General features: G+C 68.4%; 17 protein-coding genes. 7 read left to right on the top strand and 10 right to left on the bottom strand.

The window, feature by feature from the left end:
- Positions 1–59: 59 nt before the first annotated feature.
- Both ABIC51_RS34950 and speB read right to left on the bottom strand, forming a co-directional pair.
- A complete protein-coding gene (locus tag ABIC51_RS34950; RefSeq protein WP_027790527.1) occupies positions 60–1,385 on the bottom strand; it encodes an MFS transporter in 1,326 nt (441 codons plus the stop codon).
- 56 nt (positions 1,386–1,441) lie between these two features.
- Positions 1,442–2,398, bottom strand: a complete 957-nt coding sequence (gene speB, locus ABIC51_RS34945; RefSeq protein WP_021161147.1) for an agmatinase — start codon at positions 2,396–2,398, stop codon at positions 1,442–1,444.
- Between the two features lie 139 nt (positions 2,399–2,537).
- Here speB and ABIC51_RS34940 point away from each other — a divergent pair, with 139 nt between their 5' ends.
- Positions 2,538–3,449 carry a LysR family transcriptional regulator gene (locus tag ABIC51_RS34940; protein WP_027790528.1) on the top strand — a complete coding sequence of 304 codons (912 nt, stop codon included), beginning with the start codon at positions 2,538–2,540 and terminating at the stop codon, positions 3,447–3,449.
- Positions 3,450–3,575: 126 nt separating this feature from the next.
- On the opposite strand, the gene ABIC51_RS34935 is transcribed toward ABIC51_RS34940, so the two are convergent.
- Positions 3,576–4,040: an Lrp/AsnC family transcriptional regulator gene (locus tag ABIC51_RS34935; RefSeq protein ID WP_027790529.1), complete on the bottom strand. Its 465-nt coding sequence runs from the start codon at positions 4,038–4,040 to the stop codon at positions 3,576–3,578.
- Positions 4,041–4,174: 134 nt separating this feature from the next.
- On the opposite strand from ABIC51_RS34935, the gene ABIC51_RS34930 reads away from it, so the two are divergent.
- From ABIC51_RS34930 to ABIC51_RS34920, 3 genes are all read left to right on the top strand, one after another.
- Complete coding sequence (locus ABIC51_RS34930) at positions 4,175–4,801, top strand: LysE family translocator (protein WP_027790530.1); 627 nt, start codon at positions 4,175–4,177, stop codon at positions 4,799–4,801.
- Between the two features lie 249 nt (positions 4,802–5,050).
- Entirely contained in the window at positions 5,051–6,679 is a 1,629-nt protein-coding gene (locus tag ABIC51_RS34925; RefSeq protein ID WP_226129442.1) for a S53 family peptidase, read from the top strand.
- Positions 6,680–6,754: 75 nt separating this feature from the next.
- Positions 6,755–8,431, top strand: a complete 1,677-nt coding sequence (locus tag ABIC51_RS34920; protein WP_059697056.1) for a S10 family peptidase — start codon at positions 6,755–6,757, stop codon at positions 8,429–8,431.
- A gap of 134 nt (positions 8,432–8,565) precedes the next feature.
- On the opposite strand, the gene nadE is transcribed toward ABIC51_RS34920, so the two are convergent.
- From nadE to ABIC51_RS34905, 3 genes are all read right to left on the bottom strand, one after another.
- Positions 8,566–9,414 carry an NAD(+) synthase gene (gene nadE, locus ABIC51_RS34915; RefSeq protein ID WP_027790533.1) on the bottom strand — a complete coding sequence of 283 codons (849 nt, stop codon included), beginning with the start codon at positions 9,412–9,414 and terminating at the stop codon, positions 8,566–8,568.
- A 211-nt stretch (positions 9,415–9,625) separates the two neighbouring features.
- Positions 9,626–10,495 (bottom strand): DMT family transporter, encoded by an 870-nt coding sequence (locus tag ABIC51_RS34910; RefSeq protein WP_027790534.1) that lies wholly within the window; start codon positions 10,493–10,495, stop codon positions 9,626–9,628.
- Between the two features lie 205 nt (positions 10,496–10,700).
- Positions 10,701–10,886, bottom strand: a complete 186-nt coding sequence (locus ABIC51_RS34905; protein WP_006480515.1) for a hypothetical protein — start codon at positions 10,884–10,886, stop codon at positions 10,701–10,703.
- 208 nt (positions 10,887–11,094) lie between these two features.
- Between ABIC51_RS34905 and ABIC51_RS34900 the strand changes: the two genes are divergently transcribed.
- Both ABIC51_RS34900 and ABIC51_RS34895 read left to right on the top strand, forming a co-directional pair.
- Positions 11,095–11,853 carry a DeoR/GlpR family DNA-binding transcription regulator gene (locus ABIC51_RS34900; protein WP_021161157.1) on the top strand — a complete coding sequence of 253 codons (759 nt, stop codon included), beginning with the start codon at positions 11,095–11,097 and terminating at the stop codon, positions 11,851–11,853.
- 105 nt (positions 11,854–11,958) lie between these two features.
- Positions 11,959–13,755 (top strand): phospholipase D-like domain-containing protein, encoded by a 1,797-nt coding sequence (locus ABIC51_RS34895; RefSeq protein ID WP_175900990.1) that lies wholly within the window; start codon positions 11,959–11,961, stop codon positions 13,753–13,755.
- A 75-nt stretch (positions 13,756–13,830) separates the two neighbouring features.
- Here ABIC51_RS34895 and ABIC51_RS34890 read toward each other — a convergent pair whose 3' ends face one another.
- From ABIC51_RS34890 to ABIC51_RS34880, 3 genes are all read right to left on the bottom strand, one after another.
- A complete protein-coding gene (locus ABIC51_RS34890; RefSeq protein ID WP_027790537.1) occupies positions 13,831–14,505 on the bottom strand; it encodes a TetR/AcrR family transcriptional regulator in 675 nt (224 codons plus the stop codon).
- A gap of 113 nt (positions 14,506–14,618) precedes the next feature.
- Positions 14,619–15,887, bottom strand: coding sequence for an NAD(P)/FAD-dependent oxidoreductase (locus ABIC51_RS34885; protein ID WP_175900993.1), 1,269 nt, complete (start codon positions 15,885–15,887; stop codon positions 14,619–14,621).
- Between the two features lie 164 nt (positions 15,888–16,051).
- Positions 16,052–17,632: an amino acid permease gene (locus tag ABIC51_RS34880; protein WP_060170484.1), complete on the bottom strand. Its 1,581-nt coding sequence runs from the start codon at positions 17,630–17,632 to the stop codon at positions 16,052–16,054.
- A gap of 633 nt (positions 17,633–18,265) precedes the next feature.
- On the opposite strand from ABIC51_RS34880, the gene amaB reads away from it, so the two are divergent.
- Complete coding sequence (amaB, locus tag ABIC51_RS34875; protein ID WP_021161161.1) at positions 18,266–19,777, top strand: L-piperidine-6-carboxylate dehydrogenase; 1,512 nt, start codon at positions 18,266–18,268, stop codon at positions 19,775–19,777.
- Between the two features lie 122 nt (positions 19,778–19,899).
- On the opposite strand, the gene ABIC51_RS34870 is transcribed toward amaB, so the two are convergent.
- On the bottom strand, positions 19,900–22,356 hold the full coding sequence (locus tag ABIC51_RS34870; protein ID WP_175900996.1) for a DUF3772 domain-containing protein: 2,457 nt from the start codon (positions 22,354–22,356) through the stop codon (positions 19,900–19,902).
- Positions 22,357–22,359 lie beyond the last annotated feature (3 nt).

The following is a 22,359-nucleotide window of genomic DNA, read 5'->3' as shown; positions in this document are numbered from 1 at the left end:
GGACGGCAAAAAAAGCGGCCCGCGGAAGCGGGCCGTTTTGCGTCATGCGTGCACTTGCGTTACGCCGTGCGTGCGCCGCGCGGCAGCGGCTCGTTCGTCTTGCCGGGCGCGCCGGCATCGTCGATGCTGACGCGGCGCGAGATCAGCCACACGCACAGCGACGACAGGAGCGCGGCGCTCGTGTACTGGAGCGCGAGCGGCCACCATTGCGGCGCGGTGTTCTGCGCAATGATGGTCGCGACGAGCGGCGTGAGGCCGCCGGCGAGCGCGCCGCACACCTGGTACGCGATCGAGATCGCCGTGTAGCGGATGCGTGCGACGAAGATGCCGCTGACGAAGCCCGCGACCACCGAGTAGTAGCCCGATTCCGCGAGCGTCGCGAGGCCGACGCCGACCGTGATCGACAGCGGCGTGCCCATGTGCACGAGCGGCAGCATCACGAACGGGACGATCGCGGCCCATGCGCCGGTGATCAGCAGCACGCGCGTGGTGCCGAAGCGCTGCGCGAGGAAGGCGGCCGCGAGCTGCACGACGAACTGCAGCACCGCGACGATCGTCATGCAATGCAGCACCATCGACCGGTCGAGCGACAGGAACTGCGTCGCGTAGCTGATCATGAAGATGTTGCTGAAATACACGCCGGCGATGCCATACACGTTCGCGCCGATCGCGAGCAGCAGCAGCGGCCAGTACTTGAGCGCTTCACGTAGCGGTTTTTGCGCGATGTTGCCGCTCTTCCTGACTTCCTCGAACTCGGGCGATTCGGACACGCTCGCGCGGATCACGAAGCCGACGATCAGCAGCACGGAACTCGCGAGGAACGGCACGCGCCAGCCCCAGCTCATCATGTCTTCCTTCGACAGCGTGCTGATCGCGCCGAACGCGAGCATCGACAGGATCAGGCCGCTCGCGCTGCCGAGCTGCGCGAACGACGCGAAGAACGTGCGTTTGCCTTCCGGCGCATGCTCGCCGGCGAGCAGCACCGCGCCGCCCCATTCGCCGCCGACCGCGATGCCTTGCAGCACCCGCATCAGCACGAGCAGGACCGGTGCAATCACACCGGCCTGCGCGTGGGTCGGCAGCAGGCCGATAGCGACCGTCGACACCGCCATCAGCATCAGCGTCGCGAGCAGCGAGCGCTTGCGGCCGAAGCGGTCGCCGAGATAGCCGAACATCACGCCGCCGAGCGGCCGTGCGAAGAAGCCCACCGCGAACGAGCCGAACGATGCGAGGAGGCTGATGAAGCGGTTTTCGCCGGGAAAGAACAGCGGCCCGAACACGATGGCGGCGGCGGTCGCGTAGCTATAGAAGTCGTACCACTCGATCGTGGTGCCGACGAACGACGCGAGTGCGGCCCGTTTGGGTTGCTTGACGGAAGTCCCCATCTTGATATGTGCTCCTCTGGAATCCTTTGATTTTGGAATAGGGGGTGGCGCGGGAGTCAGTCGCGGTACTTGACGCCCGGCAGCACGCACAGCAGCTCGTAGGCGAGGTTCGCGCCGAGCAGCGCCGTGGTGCCGAACGGGTCGTACGGCGGCGCGACTTCGACGAGATCGCAACCGACGATGTTCAGCCCTTTCGCGCCGCGGATGATCTCGAGCGCCTGCGGCACTGTGAGGCCCGCGATTTCCGGCGTGCCGGTGCCCGGCGCGTAGGCCGGGTCGATGCCGTCGATGTCGAAGCTGATGTAGACGGGCGTATCGCCGACGCGCGCGCGCACTTCTTCCATCAGCGGCGCGAGCGACTTGTTCCAGCATTCCTCGGCCTGGACGACGCGGAAGCCCTGCTCGCGGCACCAGTCGAAATCCTCGGCCGCGTAGCCGGTGCCGCGCAGGCCGATCTGCGTGACCTTGTCGCCGTGCAGCAGGCCTTCCTCGACCGCGCGGCGGAACGGCGTGCCGTGCGCGATCTTTTCACCCATCATCGTGTCGTTCACGTCGGCGTGTGCATCGACGTGGATCAATGCAACCTTGCCGTGCTTGCGGTGGATCGCGCGCAGGATCGGCAGCGCGATCGTGTGGTCGCCGCCCAGCGTGATCGGCTTGCAGTCATGCTCGAGGATCGCGTCGTACGCGGCTTCGATGCGCGCGATGGAATCGTGCAGGTTGTACGGATTGATCGCGACGTCGCCGATGTCGGCGATCTGCAGCGAATCGAACGGCGCGGCGCGCGTGGCCATGTTGTACGGGCGCAGCAGCACGGATTCGGTGCGGATCTGGCGCGGGCCGAAGCGTGCGCCGGTGCGGTTGGAGGTGCCGAGGTCGAACGGCACGCCGACGAAGCAGGCGTCGAGGCCTTCGGCGCTCGCCACGTGCGGCAGGCGCATCATCGTCGCGATGCCGCCGCAGCGCGGCATTTCATTGCCGCCGAGCGGCTGGAAATGGGTGTGGTCGTTCATGGGCTGTCTCTTCCGATGTGGGGTTGCCGTATCATGCGACGCGGCCTGGCGCACAGTTTTACGCGTTCCGCCGGGAAAGAAGAATGCGAAGATATCGACGTAAACATCGATTTTCATCGATGTATGGAAGGGGATGAACGTGCTGGGGAATCTGTCGACCCTCGATCTACGGTTGATCCGCGTGTTTCTCGCGGTCACGGACGCGGGCGGCGTGTCGGCCGCGCAGGCCGTGCTGAACGTCGGGCAGTCGACGATCAGCGCGCAGCTTTCGTCGCTGGAGACGCGGCTCGGCTACCGGCTCTGCGAGCGCGGCCGCAGCGGTTTCCGGCTCACGCCGAAGGGCGAGCGGTTCCACGCGATGAGCCGCAAGCTGCTCGCGGCGCTCGACGAATTCGGGATGGCCGCGCGGCACATGGACCGCCAGCTGGTCGGCACGCTGCACATCGGCCTGATCGGCCATACGCCGGTGAGCCAGAACGCGCGGATCGCCGAGGCGATCGCCGCGTTCCGCACGCGCGACGAGGCCGTGCGCTTCTCGATCTCCGTGCGCGCGCCGGGCGATCTCGAGGAGAAGCTGCTGAGCGACGAGATCCAGATCGCGGTCGGCTACTTCTGGCACCGGGTGCCGTCGCTGCACTACACGCCGCTGTTCATCGAGCGCCAGGTCGCGTACTGCGGGCGCGGCCATCCGCTGTTCGACGGCGCCGGCGCGCTGACGCCGGCCGACGTCGCGGGCTTCGAATGGGCGTGGCGCTCGTATCCGCTGCCCGAAGCGCAGATGTCGACGACGCCCGACCGCGTGACCGCGACGGCCGACAACATGGAGGCCGTCGCGCTGCTGATCCTGTCCGGCCACCACCTCGGCTACCTGCCGCAGCATTTCGCGGCGCCCTACGTCGCGCAGGGGCTGCTCGCGCCGCTCAATCCGGAGCAACTGCGCTACGACGTCACGTTCCACATGGTCGTCGCCCGCAACGGGCGCGGCAATCCGCTCGTGGAAGCGTTTCTCGAAGATCTGGAACGCGCGCACCAGCCGACCGACATCGCGTAGGCGGCCGGCATCGACAATGTGAACGAGTGTTGCGGCGGCGCGATCCGGCGCGGCCCACATCGACGGGCGTCGAAGTGATGAAACGGGTGTCGGGCCCGGCTTGCGTGAACCGTGCACGCGCCGGCATCACGGCACCGGCAGCCCCGCGTCGTGCTTGACCTCGCGCAGCGACAGCGCCGATTCGATCGACGTCACGCCCGGCAGCATCCGCAGCGATTCGCGCAGGAACGTGCCGTAATCGTCGAGATCGCGCGCCACGACCTGCAGCAGATAATCGGCAGTGCCCGCCACGTTGTGGCACGCCAGGATCCGCTCGATGCCGAGCACTTCCCGCTCGAAGCGGTCGGCGGTCTTGCGGTCGTGCGTCGCGAACCGCACGAGCACGAACGCAACGACGCCGTAGCCGAGCGCCTGGCGCGACAGCTGCGCGCGGTATCGCTCGATGTAGCCGTCGTTTTCGAGGCGCTTCAGGCGGCGCGCGCAAGGGGTCTCGGAGAGGCCCACGGTGTCGGCGAGGCGGGCGATCGGCAGGCGGCCGTCGCGCTGCACCGCGGCAAGGATGGCGCGGTCGGTTTTGTCGAGTTCGGTCATGATGGCGGATTCCTGATGCGGATTCGACGATTGTGGCGGATTCCCCTACGGATCGCCAATCCTGAGCCAAAGATGGCCAATAATCCCTCGCGCTCCAGCGGCAACATATCGCCGTAAGAGGAGAGGGGCAGACCATGATTTCCACGCATTTGCTGTTGATTTATCTCGCCGCGCTGGCGGCCATCTACGCGGTGCCGGGGCCGGACATGGCGCTCGTGCTGCAGACCAGCATCGGCCGCGGCGTGCGGCCGGGAATGGCGGCCGCCGCGGGCCTGTCGCTCGCGCGCACCGCGCACGTGACGTTGTCCGCCTGCGGTGTCGCGGCGCTGATCCGCAGCGCGCCGTGGCTGTACGAAGTGATCCGCTACGGCGGCGCGCTGTATCTCGCGTATGTCGCGATCCAGGTGTTCCGTTCGCCCGTGTTCGCGCTCGGCGACGGCGACGCGGCGGCCACGGCGGGCGAGTTGCGGCAGTCGTTCGTGAAGGGCCTGCTCACCAACCTGCTGAACCCGAAGGCACTGTTGTTCTGCTCGGTGCTGCTGCCGCAGTTCGTGCGCCCCGAGGCCGGGCCGGTGGTGTTGCAGATGTTCGAACTGGGCGCGCTGCTGGTGGCGGCCGGCGTGTGCTTCGACCTCGCGTGCGTGTTCGGCGCGTCGCGGATCGCCGCGTGGATGCGTGCGCATCCGCTCGCGCAGACGGTGCAGCGCTGGACGTTTTCCGCGGCGCTGATCGGCTTTGCGCTGCGCCTGTCGATGGACTGAGTGGCGCCGCGGCGCTGCGCCGGCGCAGGTCGCGCGGCGCGTCGCCGCATCCGACGAGGGCCGCGCGCAATGCCGGCCCGCGCATGCGCCCCGCCGCAGAAGGGCGTGCGCGCAAATCGTCTGACTGATCTAAACTCCCTGTTACTTCGCGCTGTCGCGAACCCGAACGACCGAACGGAACCGTCTCCCGCCGGCCCTGTCCGATTTCCTGGCTGTTCCGTGCAACGCGGTACCAAGGAGGGTCTGAACATGGCAAGGCATCTTCACGCCGACCGTGAACCCCGAATCGTCGCCGAGTCCAAGTGCCTCGGGCCGTGCGATCCGGCAGAACGCATCCACGTCACGATCATGTTGCGGCGGCAGGAAGAAGGGCAACTCGATACGCTGCTTCACCAGCTCGCCACCGGCGACGCGCAAGCGAAACCGGTGTCGCGCGAAACCTTCGCGCAACGTTTTTCCGCCAATCCCGACGACATTCGCAAGGCCGAGGACTTCGCGCGTCGCCACCAGCTGACGGTCGATCGCGTCGATCCGGTCGAAAGCGTCGTCGTGGTGTCCGGCACGATCCAGCAGTTCGAAGCCGCGTTCGGCGTCAAGCTCGAGCGCTTCGAGCATCGGTCGATCGGCCAGTATCGCGGCCGCTCCGGCCCGATCGCGCTGCCCGACGATCTCGGCGACGCCGTCACGGCCGTGCTCGGCCTCGACAGCCGTCCGCAGGCGCGGCCGCACTTCCGCCTGAGGCCGCCGTTCACGCCCGCGCGCGGCGGCGCGGCGGGCGTCACGTTCACCCCGGTCCAGCTCGCATCGCTGTACGACTTCCCGGCCGGCGACGGCGCCGGGCAGTGCATCGCGATCATCGAGCTCGGCGGCGGCTATCGCGCGGCGGACATCCAGCAGTATTTCCGCGGGCTCGGCATCACGAAGCCGCCGACGCTCGTCGACGTCAACGTCGGCACCGGCCGCAACACGCCGACCGGCGATCCGAGCGGCCCGGACGGTGAAGTTGCGCTCGACATCGAGATCGCCGGCGCGATCGCGCCGGCCGCGAAGATCGCCGTCTATTTCGCGCCGAACAGCGACGCGGGCTTCATCCAGGCCGTCAACGCGGCCGTCAGCGACAGGACCCACAAGCCGTCGGTGATCTCGATCAGCTGGGGCGGCCCGGAGGCCATCTGGCAGGCGCAGTCCGCGCAGGCGTTCAACCGCGTGCTGCAGGCGGCGGCCGCGCAGGGCATCACGGTGTGCGCGGCCTCCGGCGACAGCGGCTCGGGCGACGGGTTGCAGGACGGCGCCGATCATGTCGACTTCCCCGCATCGAGCCCATATGTGCTCGGCTGCGGCGGCACGCAGCTCGACGCGCTGCCCGGGCAGGGCATTCGCAGCGAGGTCACGTGGAACGACGAGGCGGCCGGCGGCGGCGCGGGCGGGGGCGGCGTCAGCACGCTGTTCGACCTGCCGGTGTGGCAGCAGGGGCTTGCCGCGACGCTGGCCGACGGCAGCCGCGTGCCGCTTGCGAAGCGCGGCGTGCCGGACGTCGCCGGCGATGCATCGCCGCAGACCGGCTACGAAGTGTCGATCGCGGGCACTGCTACGGTGATGGGCGGCACGAGTGCGGTCGCGCCGCTGTGGGCCGCGCTGATCGCGCGGATCAACGCGGCGGCTAGTGCGGCGGCGAGTGCGGCGGCGAGTGCGGCGGGCGGGGCGTCCGCCGGCTGGGTCAATCCGGTGCTCTACAGGAATCCGGGGGCGCTGCGCGACATCACGCACGGCTCGAACGGGACCTACGCGGCCGCGCAGGGCTGGGATGCCTGCACGGGCCTCGGCAGCCCGAACGGTGCGCAGCTCGCCGCGATCCTGACGCGCAAGCCGTCGAGCTGACGGCCGCGGTACACGTCTTTCCGCATGGCGCGGGCTGCCTGCCCGCGCCTTTTTCTCACCTCCAGGAGCAGCACGATGGGCATCGATTCCGCATCTTCCGGCGGCGTGTATCCGCTGCATCACGGCGACCACAATTCGCATGGCGTGCCGCCGACCGTCAACCCGGTCGCGTTGAGCCACGGTCGTGACCAGCCGTTCTTCGATCCGGTCGCGTACGGCAACGGCCCCGACGATTCGGTGACCGACACCACCGAGGCGGCCGCGATCACGCATCACACGATCCTGATCGACGGGAAGCGCATCGCCTACACGGCGACGGCCGGCCATCTCGTGACGGTCGACCCGAGCAGTTCGCTGCCGGCCGCGAAGCTCTTCTACGTCGCGTTCACGGCCGACGGCGCGAAGGAAGAAACGCGGCCCGTGACGTTCTTCTACAACGGCGGGCCCGGCTCGTCGTCGGTGTTCGTGCTGCTGGGCTCGTTCGCGCCGAAGCGCATCAAGACGTCGATGCCGGGGTTCACGCCGCCCGCGCCGTACCAGATGGAAGACAACCCGGACAGCATGATCGACCACAGCGACCTGGTGTTCATCAACCCGGTCGGCACCGGCTATTCGGCGGCCGTCGCGCCGAACAAGAACCGCAACTTCTGGGGCGTCGACCAGGATGCGGATTCGCTGAAGCAGTTCATCAAGCGCTACCTGACGAAGAACAACCGCTGGAATTCGCCGAAATACCTGTTCGGCGAATCGTACGGCACCGCGCGCAGCTGCGTGCTCGCGTACAAGCTGCACGAGGACGGCGTCGACCTGAACGGCGTCACGCTGCAATCGTCGATCCTCGACTACCGGCAGGCCGGCAACCCGGTCGGCGCGCTGCCGACCGCGGCGGCCGATGCGTGGTATCACAAGAAGCTCGGCGTCACGCCGGCGCCGACCGATCTCGGCGCGTTCGTCGAGGAAGTCGCGCAGTTCGCGCGCACCGACTACCTGAACGCGTTGCGCACGGTCCCGCATGCGAACCCGGCCGCCGTGCAGAAGCTGTCGCAATACACGGGCATCGATACGGCGACGCTGCAGTCGTGGAGCCTCGACATCGCCGGCTACGACGCGCGCGGCAATTCGCTGTTCCTGACGACGCTGCTGCATGCGCAGGGGCTCGCGCTCGGCTCGTACGACGGCCGCGTGACCGGAATCTCGTCGGGCATCGCCGGCAAGATCGACCCGAACTCGGGCGGCAACGATCCGACGATGACGGCCGTGACGGGCGTCTATACGGCGATGTGGAACAGCTACCTGAACGAGCAGCTGAAGTTCACGTCGAATTCCGCGTTCACCGACCTGAACGACCAGGCGTTCCAGAACTGGGATTTCAGCCACATCGATCCGACCGGCGCGCAGCAGGGTATCGATGCGCAGGGGAACGTGATCCTCTATACGGCCGGCGATCTCGCCGCGGTGATGGCGCTGAACGTCGACCTGAAGGTGCTGTCGGCGAACGGTTTCTACGATTTCGTCACGCCGTTCTACCAGACCGTGATCGACCTGCAGCAGATGCCGCTCGAGGACCAGAAGGTGCGGCAGAACCTGTCCGCGCGTTTTTATCCGTCGGGGCACATGGTGTATCTCGACGGCGGCTCGCGTACCGCGCTCAAGCGCGATCTCGCGGCGATGTACGACGCGACGGTGAGCGATACGGGGGCGCGGATGCGGATTCGCGCGCTGCAGGCGTCGAAGACGGGCGGGCACGCATAGGGTTGCCCGCCGCCGGGTTGCCGCGCGTAGCCGTCACGGCCGCGCGCGGCGGTTGGGCTCCGACGCTGCCGGCCGGTCGCCAGGCCCCGCAGCGCAGGATGGCGACGCGGCAGTCGTTGTGCCGCGGTCGCGATTTACGCGGCCGGCCAGTCGAACGGCGTGTACGGCAGCGCGCGCTTGTGGCGCGAAGCGTCGAAGAAGCGCAGCACCGTTTCGTACACGCGGTCTTCGACCGGCTTGCCTTCGAGGAAATCGTCGATCTCGTCGTAGGTCACGCCGTACGCGTGCTCGTCGGGCCGCAGCGGGCGCAGCTCCTCGAGGTCGGCCGTCGGCACCTTCATCACGATCAGCTCCTCGCCGCCGAGCGCACGCGCGACCGCGCGGACGCGCCGCTTGCTCAGGCCCGCGAGCGGCAGGATGTCCGCGCCGCCGTCGCCGAACTTCGTGAAGAAACCCATCAGCGATTCGGCCGCATGGTCGGTACCGATCACGATGCCGCGCCGTGCGCCGGCCACCGCATACTGCGCGATCATGCGCTCGCGCGCCTTGATGTTGCCGTGCACGAAATCCTGCTGCGCCGGCGTGTCGAATGCGTGGCCGGAGGCGACCAGCGAGCGGAGCATCGCGTCGGCGGCCGGCTTCACGTCGACCGTCAGCACCTCGTCCGCGCGCACGAACGCGAGCGCGCGCTGGGCATCGGCTTCGTCGTTCTGCACGCCGTTCGGCAAGCGCATCGCGATGAAGCGCGCATCGTAGTCGTCGGCGCGCAGGCGCTCGACCGCCAGTTGCGCGAGCCGGCCGGCCGTCGACGAATCGACGCCGCCGCTGATGCCGAGCACGTAGGTCCGCAGGCCGGTCGAACGAAGATATTGCGCGAGGAAATCGATGCGGCGATCGATCTCAGCCTCGGCGTCGAAGTGCGGGGCAACGTTCAGTTCGGCAATGATCGCGCGCTGGCGGCTGGCGTAATCGGCGGATGTCATGAAGGAAGTTCCGGAACGAAATGCAAGGCGCCCATCATAAGCGCAATCGCGGCGCGGTGCCGCGCCGGGCGTGCGTTCCGGCGGTTTTGCGTTGCATCGGCGAGACGGGCTGCATCGCCATGGTGCACGGTGCGCCGGGCGGGTGCAGGGTGCCGCGTGACGGGCATCCCTGCGCCCGGCGCCGACGCGGGCACCGGCCCGGCGGCGCGCGTCAGCGCCGCGCGAGCACGACGCCCACCAGCGCGAGCGCGAAGCCGGCGAGCTGGATCGCCGCGAGCGTTTCGCCGAACAGCCAGTAGCCCTGCAGCGCGGCCAGCGGCGGCGCGAGGAACAGCAGCGACGTCGCGCGCGCGGCGTTGCCGCGGCGCAGCATCCACATCAGCATCGTGACCGCGCCGCCGGACAGGAACACGACGCCCCACACCAGCGACACCCACAGCGCCGGCGCGCCGATCCAGCGGGTTTCGTGAAGCAGCGCGACGAAGACGGCCGCGACGATCGCCGCACCGAAATTCTGCACGGCAACCGCCGTGCGCAGGTCGCTTTGCGCGAGCTTGCCCTTCTGGTACAGCGAGCCGGCGGTGATCGACCCGACCGCGAGCACCGAGACGGCGACGACGAGCCACGCAGGCGCGGCGCCCGGCGCCGGCGCGACACCGCCCGTCACCTTCGGCGCCAGCACGAGCGCGACGCCGGCGAGCCCGAGTGCCATCCCGAGCCAGCCGCGCGCGGGCAGGCGCTCGTTGAACAGCGGCACGGCGAGCACGGCGGTGGCGAGCGGCTGCAGTGCGCCGAGCAGTGCCATGACGCCTGCGTTCAGCCCTTGCGCGACGGCCCAGTAGCTCGCGCCGAGATAGACGCCCTGCAGCAGCGCGCCCGCGATCAGGTGGCGCGGCCATTCGCGCCGGGCCGGCCACGGCGCGCGCGCGACGAGCGCCACCGCGCCGAACAGCGCGGCCGTGCCCGCGAAACGCGCGAGCAGGAACAGGTTGGGATCGGCGTAGGGCTTGATGGCCCGCGCAACGATGAAGCCGGTGGACCAGAGTGCGACGAAAGCGGCGGCGACGAGCGAGGTCAGCATGCATGGCGGGCCGCGCTGCGGCCGGACAGAATCGTGAAGTCGGCCAGTATCGGGGGAAGCGATGCCGGCGTCTTGTCGAATCCTGCACTCATGCTGCGTGCCGAATGTGCGCCACGTGCGGCCGTCGGTGCGGGCCGGGCGGTGCCGCGGGAGCGGGATGGGCGCCGCCCGGCATGCGCAACGGGCGGGCGTGAAGCAGCGGAGATCAGTCGATCGAGAACGTGTCGAGCGGCTGATTGGCGCGGGCGTCGGTCGCGAAGCGCGCGGCGAGCTGTTCGTAGAGCCGGCGGGCCTCGTCGAGCGTCAGGTCGATCCAGTACGGATCGCCGGCCGCGTCGTTGAGCCGTTCGGGCGGAAACTGGATTTCGATCACACTGCCTTTGCGATACATGGCGTGAGCCCCTTTGCTTGGTCTGTCGTTCTGCGAAGCGCAAAGTGTAGCAACCGGCGCCGCGCCGATTCGCGCGCGTCGGGCAATACAGAATTTCGCTTTCGGGAAACGCGGCCCGCCCGGCGTCCCGCCGCCGTCAAATGCCGGTCAAACGGCCGTAATACAATGGGCGGCTTACCCATTACCAGTCGCCTCGGGCGCACACGCGATGCTGGCGGAACAACGTCATCAATTCATCCTGTCGGAGCTCGGACGGTCGGGCGCATTGTCGGTCGCGGAACTCGTCCGCTCGCTCGACGTGTCGCGCGAGACCGTGCGGCGCGACCTGAACGCACTGGCCGCACGCGGCCTGCTCGTGATGACGCACGGCGGCGCGCTGGCCGCGGATCGCCGTGAGCCGAGCCTGTCGGAGCGCGAAGCCGCGAATGCCGAAGCGAAGCGCACGATCGGGCGGCGCGCAGCCGAGTTCGTGCCCGACGATGCCTCGGTGCTGATCGATTCGGGCAGCACGCCGCATGCGGTTGCGCTCGCGCTCGCCGACCGGCACCGGCTGTCGATCTACACGAACGACTGGCGCACCGCGTTCGTGCTCGCGCGACGCAACGGCAATCGCGTGACGCTGCTCGGCGGCGAGCTGTCCGACGACGAGGACGCCACCTTCGGGCTCGACACGATCCAGCAGCTCGCGCAGTACCACGTCGATTTCGCGTTCATCGGCGCCGGCGGCATCACGCCCGACGGCGAATGCACCGACTACTCGCGGCTCGCGGCCGAGGTGCGCAGCCGGATGATCGCGGCGGCCGGCACGGCGATGATCGTCGCCGATCATTCGAAATTCGGCCGCGTGACGCCGGTACGGATCAACGGCACGGCCGCCGCCCGCTATCTCGTGACCGAGCGCGCGCCCGACAAGGCCGTGCGCCGCGCGCTGACCGCGCGCGGGATCGAGCTGCTCGTGTGCGACTGACGCGCGCCGGACATACAAGGTTCATCGAACCGTCATTCCGCGGGAAGAACCGCCGTCAAGACTGACTCATTCACCTCGACCGGCCGCCAGGCCAGGGAGCAACGAATGACCGTCAGCGTGCGCAGCTATCTTTCCCCCACCTTGGTCCTGCTGGCCTTCGACTGGCCCGATGCGGCGTCGCGTGCCGATTTCCTCGGTTTCGCGATCCGGCGCACGCCGGGCTTCTGGTCGGCCGACGGCAAGACGCGCGCGCCGGACAGCTGGCTGCCGAACCGCCTGACGTTCGACGGCCCGGCCGCGCACACGCAGGGCGACGCGCCGACCGACCAGGCGCCGATCCAGAAATTCATGTGGTGGGACGCACGCATCGATCCGCAGGATCGCGGCGCATCGTTTCGCTACGACGTGTATCCGGTCGTCGGCACGCCGGCGAATCTGCAGGTACTCGACGCGCAAGCCGGCGTGTGCGACGTCGTGCTGCCCGCCCATGTCGAGGACGGCATCGGCACGTGGTTCAACCGCGCGGTGGTCAGTTCGCAGGCGTTCGCAAAGCAGGTGGCGGCGCTGGGCCTCGCGCCGAATGCGGCGCCGAGCGACGCGCAGGCGCTGAAGCTGCGCACCTGGCTCGCGAACGACATGGAGCAGGTGTTCGTGGAGATGCTCGATCCGGCATCGCGCGCGGCGTCGGCCGTCTATCACCTGACCGACACGCTGTGGGCGCTGCCCGCGTTCGAAGCGTTCGGGCGCACTCACGGCGAAGCGTCGCTCGCGATCGTCTACGACGCGCACACGACGGCGCGCAAGGGCAAGCCGCCGCTACCGTCGCCGAACCAGCCGGCCGTCGATGCGCTGCAGGGGCTCGCGACGCTCGCGCCGCGCGACCGGACGCACATCATGCACGACAAGTTCATCGTGACCGATGCGGCGTCGAACCCGGCGCCCGTGCGCGTGCTGACCGGCTCCGCGAACTTCACGACCGAGGGGCTCACGGAGCAGGCGAACGTGCTGCACGCGTTCGATTCGCCCGAGCTTGCCGCGCTCTACAACGCGCGTGCGCATGCGCTGGCCGGGAATCCGCCGATCGCGGCGACCGCGCGGCTGTCGCCGGGCTGGTCGGAACCGATGACGATCGGCAGCGCGCAGGTGCGGCTCGCGTTTTCGCCGGAACCGGCGGGGCAGCGCACCGAGATCGACACGATCGTCGCCGCGATCGCGGCCGCGAAGCATTCGGTGTCGTTCTGCCTGTTCATGCCGACCGACGCGGCGCTGCGCGACGCGTGCTTCGCGGCCGGCGACCGCGGGCTGATGATGTTCGGGCTGGTGAACAGGATCAACGCCGGCAGCGCGACGAAGGCCGATGCCGCGCGGCAGGCCGGCCAGACGCTCGATGCGGCGACGCTCGCGAACCTCGAGCTGTATCACCGCAGCCGCGACAACCGCGACGTGATCGATGCCGCGTATTTCTCGCCGGCCACCGTGCCGCAGGGTTTCGAGCCCGAGCTGCGCCTCTTCCCGGGCGAGCCGGCGCCGGCCTTTCCGCCGGTCGTGATCCATCACAAGTTCATCGTGATCGATGCGGAAGGCGCGAATCCGGTCGTCTATACGGGCTCGGCGAACATGAGCCGCAATTCCGAGCAGTACAACGACGAGAACCTGCTCGAGATCCGCGACAAGCGGATCGCGGCGATCTATCTCGCGGAATTCCTGCGGCTTTACGAGCACTATCGTGCACGGGCGCTGGCGATCGATGCGAAGCAGCCGCACGGCACGGGCACCGGTACGGGCGCGCATGCGCGGCTCGCGCTTGCGCCCGATTCGAGCTGGGCGAAGAAGTACTACGTGGCGGGAAGCCCGGAAGAGAAGGCGCGGATCGCACTGGCGTCGGCCGCGCCGACGGACTGACCTGAGAGAAGGCGACGGGCGCGGATGTCGCGCGCCCGGTATGAGGCCGGCCGGGAAACCGGCCGCCGTCGTCGCTTATGCGGCGACGTAGCGCAGCACGGCGTCGGCGATCGTGTCGCGATGCCGGGCGCGCAGGCGCGGCGCCGACGGGTCGCGTCCGAACGCGGCGCCGAACGTGTAGCGGTTCGACACGCGGTGGAAGCAGAACGAGCTGATCAGCAGGTGCAGGTCGAATGCGTCGATGTCCTTGCGGAACGCGCCGCTCGCCGCGCCGCGCTCGACCAGTTCCTCGAGCGTCTTGATGATGCTGACGTTGCGGTTCTTGAACGACTTGAGCTGTTCGAGATACTTCGCGCCGTGGATGTTCTCGATCGACACGAGGCGGACGAAGTCGCGATGCTTGTCGTGATAGTCGAACGTGAATTCGACGAGGCGACGCATGCCTTCGCGCGGCTCCATGTCGCCGACGTGCAGCTCCTGCTCGAGTGCGCGGATGTCGCCGTACACCTTCTCCAGCACGGCCTCGTACAGGCCTTCCTTGCTTTCGAAGTAGTAGTAGAGCATCCGCTTCGTCGTGTTGGTACGCTCGGCGATTGCGTCGACGCGCGCGCCGGCGAGCCCCATCGCGGAGAATTCCTGCGTGGCGACATCGAGGATGTTGCGCTTGGTTTGCTCGGGATCGTATTTGCGCCGCGCATCGGACGGAAGCGTGCGGGTATCGGACGTGGCGGCCTTGCTTCCTGCTTTCATGTGACTTTATTGTGGCTTCGGCGGCGTGGAAAAGGCATTCTAGCATGCGGGAAATCCCCGCCCGGCCGACCTTCCGCTCTAATCGGCAGGGCGGTTCCGGCCGCCGCGGCCGCTCAGCGGCGGCAGGACGCGAGCGCGTCGCGGGCCTGGTACGCCGTGTACGTGAGCTGCGCGGCCGCGAGGCCCGCCAGCCCGAACGTGCGCGTGAGCCCGAACGCGTTGAAGCCTTCCGGCACCGGCCGGCCTTCGGCCAGTGCGGCCGCGAGCGCTTCGCCGGCGACCGTGGTCGGCGCCATCCCGTGGCCGCCGAACGCGATCGCGTGCCACACGCCGTCCGCGTCGCGGCCGATCTGCGGCATCTTGTGCCGCGCGTAGCTCATCAGCCCGCCCCACGCGTAGTCGACCTTCACGTCTTCCAGTTGCGGATACACGCGCAGCAGGTCGCGCCGCAGCAGGCGGGCGATCGCGTCGGGGCCGCGGTCGAGCACGGAGATCCGGCCGCCCCACAGGATGCGCGTGTCCTTCAGCGGGCGGTAATAGTCGAATGCGAAACGCGTGTCGTAGATCGCGTACGGTGCGTCGATCGCGTCGGGCAGGCGCGTGCCGAGCGGCTCGGTCGCGATCACGTAGGTCGCGATCGGCAGCACCGCGCGCTCGATGCGCGGCGACACGCCGCGTGCATAGCCGCCGCCGGCGAACACGACGTCCTTCGCGCGCACCGTGCCCTGTGCGGTGCGTACGACGTACCCGGCGCCTTCGCGCGCGATGCCGAGCGCGGCCGAGCGTTCGTACACGCGCGCGCCGCCGCGCGATGCGGCCGCCGCGACGCCGAGCACGTACTTGAGCGGATGGAAGTGGAACGCGTTCGGCTCGAACAGGCCGCCGTAATAGCGCTGCGTCTTCAGCCGCTTGCGCAGCGCGGCCGTCGAAACGGGTTCCCAGTCGACGCCGAGTTCGTCCTTCATCAGCGTGCGCACGCTGTCGAGCCTCGAAGGATCGTCGAACCAGTTCGCGAGCATCACGCCCTGGTCGACGATGTCGCAGTCGATGCCGTAGCGCGCGATCCGCGCGCGGATCAGGTCGACTGCCTCGACGGTGAGCCGGTACAGCCGGCGCCCCTCGTCGCGGCCGAGCGTGCGCAGCAGGTCGGCGTTGTCGAGGCTGTAGCCGCCGAAGACGAAGCCGCCATTGCGGCCCGATGCGCCGAAGCCGACCCGTTCGCTGTCGAGCACGACGACGTCATGCACGCCGCGCTCGACGAGGCCGAGTGCCGTGCACAGGCCGGCGAGGCCGCCGCCGACGATGCAGACCTGCGTGTCGATCGTGCCGGTCAGTTGCGGGTAGGGCTGGCGGGTAACGGTGGCTTCGTAGAAGTTCTGCATGCGATTTCGTTGACTCGTAACGGCGGAAAAACAGGCGGCGCGCGTCGATCTTGCCTGAACGCGCGCGCCGCGTCGAATGGGGGCGCAGGGCACCGGCCGTCGCGACTGGGCGGCGGCCGGTGCGAAGTGGGCGGGTGCGGGCCGATGCGGGCCGACTCGCGCGGTCAGGTGCCCGGTGTCGGGTTGGCCGGACGGGCGATGTAGCCCGCGTAGCCGGTTTCGGCCTGCGGCGCGGTTTCGGGTGTCGCGTTGCGTTCGATCCACGGCGCGATTTCCATGTCTTCGTAGCGCACGAGGCGGCATTTGCGCACGAGTGCGTAGCCGAGCCAGATCGCGAGGAAGAACGGCAGGCCGATGTAGGTCGCAGCGACGCCCACCCAGTCGATCTTGTCGGAGAGGAACGCCTGATAATCCTGGCCGAGCGCGACGACCGCGCACAACGCGAATGCGAACAGCGGGCCGAACGGGAACCACTTCGACCGGTACGGCAGCTGGTCGAGCCGGTAGCCCTGCTTCAGGAACCCCTTGCGGAACCGGTAGTGGCTGACCGCGATGCCGAGCCACGTGATGAAGCCGGCCATGCCCGACGTGTTCAGCAGCCACAGGTAGACCGTCTTGTCGCCATACAGCGACGTGAGGAAACACAGCGCGCCGACGGCCGTCGTCGCATACAGCGCGTTGCGCGGCACGCCGCCGCGCGACAGCTTCGCGAAGATCTTCGGCGCGCGGCCTTCGACCGCGAGGTTGTAGAGCATCCGCGTGGACGCGTACATGCCCGAGTTGCCGGCCGACAGCACGGCCGTGAGGATCACCGCGTTCATCACGCCGGCGGCGAACGCGAGGCCCGCGTGGCGGAACACGAGCGTGAACGGGCTCACGCCGATGTCGGTCACGTCGCTCTTCAGCAGGTTCGGGTCGGTATAGGGAATCAGCACGCCGATCACGAAGATCGCGAACACGTAGAACAGCAGGATGCGCCAGAAGATCTGCTTCACCGCGCGCGGGATCGTCGTGCGCGGGTTTTCCGATTCGCCGGCCGCGACGCCGATCATTTCGGTGCCCTGGAACGAGAAGCCCGCGATCATCGCGACGCCGAGCATCGTCGCCCAGCCGCCGGCGAACGGCGCGTCGCCGATCGTGAAGTTGCCCCAGCCCGCGCTCGGGCCGCCCTGCATGATCCCGAAGATCATCAGCAGGCCGACGCCGACGAACGCGAGCACCGTCAGCACCTTGATCAGCGCGAACCAGTATTCGGCTTCGCCGAAGCCGCGCACCGACAGCGCGTTGAGCGCGAAGATCAATGTCAGGAACAGCGCGCTCCACCAGACGCCCGGCACGTGCGGGAACCAGTAATGCATCACGAGCTGCGCGGCGACGAGTTCCACCGCCAGCGTCACGGCCCAGCTGTACCAGTAGTTCCAGCCGAGCGCGAAGCCGAAGCCTTCGTCGACGAACTTCGCGCCGTAGGTCGCGAACGAGCCCGACACCGGCATGAACGCGGCCATTTCGCCGAGGCTCGTCATCAGGAAATAGACCATCAGGCCGATCACCATGTACGCGAGCATCGCGCCGCCGGGGCCGGCCTGCGAGATCGACGCGCCGGACGCGACGAACAGGCCCGTGCCGATCGAGCCGCCGATCGCGATCATCCGCAGATGGCGTGCCTGCAGCGCACGGTGGAGGGACGGCTTCGCGGGCGGCGAGCCGGACGGACGGGGTGAATCGGGGCGGGCATCTGAATGCATGGCGGGCGCTGGGCGCTGTCTCCGGGATTATTTTTCGATGACGAAGCGCGACGCGTTGCCGGCTGCGGGCCGGGCAGCGGTAATGCGGTGCGAAAGCGCGCCGGTGAGCCGGGGCGCGATGCGTGTCGCCTTCGTCAGGCGTCCGGCTGCCGTTGTGGCGGCCGGCGGCGCGCCGGGTGCGTTGCACCTCGACGTCGCAACGATTGTGTGTGCCCGATGCACGGCCGGCAAACGATATTTCCGCACAGGGTGATGCAGGATTGTCATCAACTTGCGTCGAGTTGCGACGCGTCCTCGTGCCCGTCTGCGGGCTTTGGAAACGTCCCATATCGGCGCGCAAGCGCATCGGATCGGCGTGCCAAGGTGTTGCGTTTTCGGAATGAAGTCGTGAGTTAATATCAATAGCGGCCCGACTTGTGGCCACCGACAATGTGTTTCATGGATCGTGCCTTGCGAGGCGGGAGCGCGCCGTCTGGCCGGGCTTCCGGCGGTGGCGCGGCGCGATGCGCCGTGCGGTGCACCGGGCCTGCCGCGCGGCGCATCCGCTTGCACAGGGCGCGCGAACGCGCTCCAATCGAATCACGCGGGCGGCGCTGCCGCCGCACCGATCAATCTGTCCCTGAAGAGGAAGTGATGCAATTCAACGACATTCTTGCCGCGCTCGATATCGATCTCGCCCAGTGGAAAGGCAATGCGCTGACCGCGCGTTCGCCGCTCGACGGCGCGACGCTCGCGACGCTGGCCGTCGACACGCCCGCCGACGCCGAGCGCAAGATCGACGCCGCGCACGACGCATTCCTCAAGTGGCGCACGGTGCCGGCGCCGGTGCGCGGCGAGTTCGTGCGCGTGTTCGGCAACGTGCTCCGTGAGCACAAGGCCGAACTGGGCCGCCTCGTCACGCTCGAAGCCGGCAAGATCACGTCGGAAGGCCTGGGCGAAGTGCAGGAAATGATCGACATCTGCGATTTCGCGGTCGGCCTGTCGCGCCAGCTCTACGGCCTGACGATCGCATCCGAGCGCCCGGGCCACCGGATGATGGAAACGTGGCACCCGATCGGCGTGTGCGGCGTGATCTCGGCGTTCAACTTCCCGGTCGCGGTGTGGGCCTGGAACGCGGCGCTCGCGTTCGTGTGCGGCGATTCGGTCGTGTGGAAGCCGTCCGAGAAGACGCCGCTCACCGCGATCGCGTGCCACGTGCTGCTCGAGAAGGCGCTCCGCGAGTTCGAGAAGACGCATCCGGGCGTCGCGCCGAAGGGCCTGAGCCAGCTGGTGCTGGGCATGCGCGATGTCGGCGAGGTGCTGACGGCGTCGAAGAAGGTGCCGGTCGTCAGCGCGACGGGCAGCGTGCGGATGGGCCAGGAAGTCGCGAAGGTGCTGAGCCAGCGTCTCGCGCGCGGCATCCTCGAACTCGGCGGCAACAACGGGATGATCGTCGCGCCGAGCGCGGACCTGGATCTCGTGGTGCGCGCGGTCACGTTCGCGGCGGTCGGCACGGCCGGCCAGCGCTGCACGACGCTGCGCCGCCTGATCGTGCATCGCAGCCTGGTCGAGCAACTGCTGCCGCGCATCGAGAAGGCCTACGCGTCGGTGAAGGTCGGCAACCCGCTTGAAGAAGGCACGCTGGTCGGCCCGCTGGTCGATCGCGCATCGTTCGATGCGATGCAGAAGGCGCTGGGCGACGCACGCGAACAGGGCGGCGAGGTGAAGGGCGGCGAGCGCGTCGACGTCGGTCACGCGGATGCGTACTACGTGCGTCCGGCCATCGTGCGGATGCCGAAGCAATCGGCCGTGGTCGAGCGCGAGACGTTCGCACCGATCCTGTACGTGATGGTCTACGACAACTTCGACGACGCGATCGAACTGCACAATGCGGTGCCGCAAGGCCTGTCGTCGGCGATCTTCACGAACGACATGCGCGAGGCCGAGCAGTTCATGTCGGCAGCGGGCAGCGACTGCGGGATCGTCAACGTGAACATCGGCACGAGCGGCGCGGAGATCGGCGGCGCGTTCGGCGGCGAGAAGGAAACGGGCGGCGGCCGCGAGTCGGGTTCGGATGCGTGGAAGGCGTATATGCGCCGCGCGACGAATACGATCAACTACAGCCGGCAGCTGCCGCTGGCGCAGGGGGTGAAGTTCGACGTGTGAGGCGGGGCGCCCGATATCGGGCGCCGTGCGTGAACGAGAAGGGCCGGTTACCGCGTTGCGGTACCGGCCCTTCGTTTCTTCCAGTGCGGACGGTGGAGCGCGCGATGCGTCTCCACGCGTCGCTATGCGTTGCCTGCCTCTCCGATTGCCGGCATGTTCTGCACGACCAGCATCTGCGGGCTCGACAGCGTGATCCCCGCCGCGCGCAACTGCTTGAGGATCTCGAACAGCAGATCGCTCTTCGTCGAACTCGCGATCCGCGGGCTCGACACGTAGCCCGTCACGCTCAGCGTGATCCCGTCCGGCGTGAGCTGGCTGAACGTGACCGACGGCGCCGGCTTCTCGAGGATCGCCTGGTGCTCGCGGTACGCGTCGAGCAGCAGGTCGCGCACCTGCTCGGGATCGGTGTTCAGCGGGAACGTCAGCACCAGCGTCGCGACGCCCTGCGTGCTATTGCCCATCGTCACGTTGCGCACGTTCTGCGAGATCAGCTGCGAGTTCGGCACGATCACGGTCGAGCGGTCGCTGAGCTGGATCTCGGTCGCACGGACGTTGATGCGGCGGATGTCGCCTTCGACGCCCGCGATGCTGACCATGTCGCCGACCTTCACCGGGCGCTCGGTCAGCAGGATCAGCCCCGACACGAAGTTCTTCACGATCTCCTGCAGGCCGAAGCCGATACCCACCGACAACGCGCTGACGATCCACGCGAGGTTGTTCCACCGCACGCCGAGCAGCCCGAGCGTCATCAGCACCAGCAGTACGTAGCCCACGTTGGTGAACAGCGTGATCAGCGATACGCGCATCCCGGTATCCATGCCGAGCGCGGGCATGAACTCGCTGTCGAGCCAGCGTCGCAGCGAGCGCAACAGGTAGAAGCCGATCGCGAACCCGATTACGGCGTTCAGGATCCGGTCGGGCATGATGTTCAGGCTCTGCAGCCGCTGGCTGCCGATCATCGCGACCGCGCTGTCGAGCAGGTCGCCCGGGGTCGTGCCGAAGCCGCCCGTCACCAGCGCGATGGCCGCGATCAGCATCAGCAGGCTCGTACCGAAGCCGGACAGCACCGTGCGCGCCTGGTCGAGGTGGCGGTCCTCGAGCGCGAACAGGTGCTTGATCTGCTGCCCCGTCGACAGGCTCGACGAGAACAGGCTTTCGCTCGCGTCGCGCGTCAACTGGATCAGGATGTAGGTCGTGCACAGCACGATCTCGAACCACACGAGTTCGTACGTGATGAAGCGCGCGACCGTGACGTAACCGATCAGGAGTGCGATCAGCGATGCGACGATCGCCAGCGTGACGCAGGCATGGATCAGCCCCGCGAGCGTCGAGCGTTGCTCGGGTGCCTCGCCCGCCGCCGCGAGCGCGGCGCGCGCGCGGTTGGCGCGCAACAGCGACGCGCCGACCGTCAGCGTGACGACGAGCGACACGATGCCGCGACCGAACAGCGTGACCGACAGGCTGGTGTCGACGATCCGGTTGATCGATTCGAGCGTGCCGGACACGAGCAGCAGCGCGGCCAGGATGCCGGGGAACGGCTTCATTGCGAGCGCGACGGGATCGGCGAGCGCGGGGAGGCGCCACGACGGATGCTTCGTGCAGAGCAGTGCGCGGCCGAGCCCGGCGATCAGTGCGCAGGTCGCGGCGAGCTTCGCGAACTGGTCCCACAGATCGGTCAGCCCCGGCGTGAGGTCGTAACGGCGCGCGACGGCGAGGTAAAGGATCTGAACGGCAACGGCGGTGGCCAGCAGGGTCGACAGCGCGATGGACAGTGCCAGCGCGCTGCGGCGCAAGCGGGTGGCCGGCAGGCGGTTTACGCAGAACCAGGCGAGCCCGCGCTCGAGGAGCCGGCGGCCGCCGAGCCAGGCCGCGATCGCGGCAATCAGCAGCAGCGCGGTGATCGCCTTTTGTCCGGGCACCCACGACGAGCGCAGCATGTCGTGGATTTCTTCGTCGAAGTCTCCGAGCCGCTGGGTATCGTCCGGCGAAAGATGGAACAGCGGCAGCCAGAACTGCGCGCTGAAAATGCCGCCCGAACGGAACGCGAGCTGGTTCTTCAGCAGGCTGCGATGCAGCTTCGCGAACTGTTCGGCGAGGTTCGTGAGGTTGGTCTTCTGGTCGGCGGCCTGCTTCAGCGCCGCATCGAGCTGCGTCTTGCGCGCGTCGAGCGTGGCCCGTTGTTTCGCGACGGCTGCCGTCTCCGGCGCGGCGCCCTCGGCGGGCGGCGGCCCGAGCACGTCGAGCTGTGCCTGAATCTGCGCGCGTTGCGGCGTGAGATCGCTTTGCAGTTTCACGACGTCGGCACTCAGCTCCTGCGCCGAGTCGTCGAGCGCGTCCAGCTCCTTGCTGCTCGACGCGGTCGAAGTCTGCTGCTTGATGCGGTCGAGCTCGACCTGCATCTGCTTGAGCTGCGCGACGGCGTCGTTCAGCGAGATGGCCGGCACGGGCGCGCCGACGCCGCTTGCGCCCGGGGCGGAAGCGGCCTCCGGAAACGCCGACGCGGTTGCGATCGCAGCGAACTGCAGCAACGCGATCAGCGCGATCTGGCGAGCGTACGTGGATAGTCGTTGTATGGACATGGA

Source organism: Burkholderia sp. 572, assembly GCF_040545135.1.
Classification (GTDB): domain Bacteria; phylum Pseudomonadota; class Gammaproteobacteria; order Burkholderiales; family Burkholderiaceae; genus Burkholderia; species Burkholderia cepacia.
The sequence above is the reverse complement of the archived record's forward strand: the minus strand, read 5'-3'. Positions and strand labels throughout refer to the sequence as shown.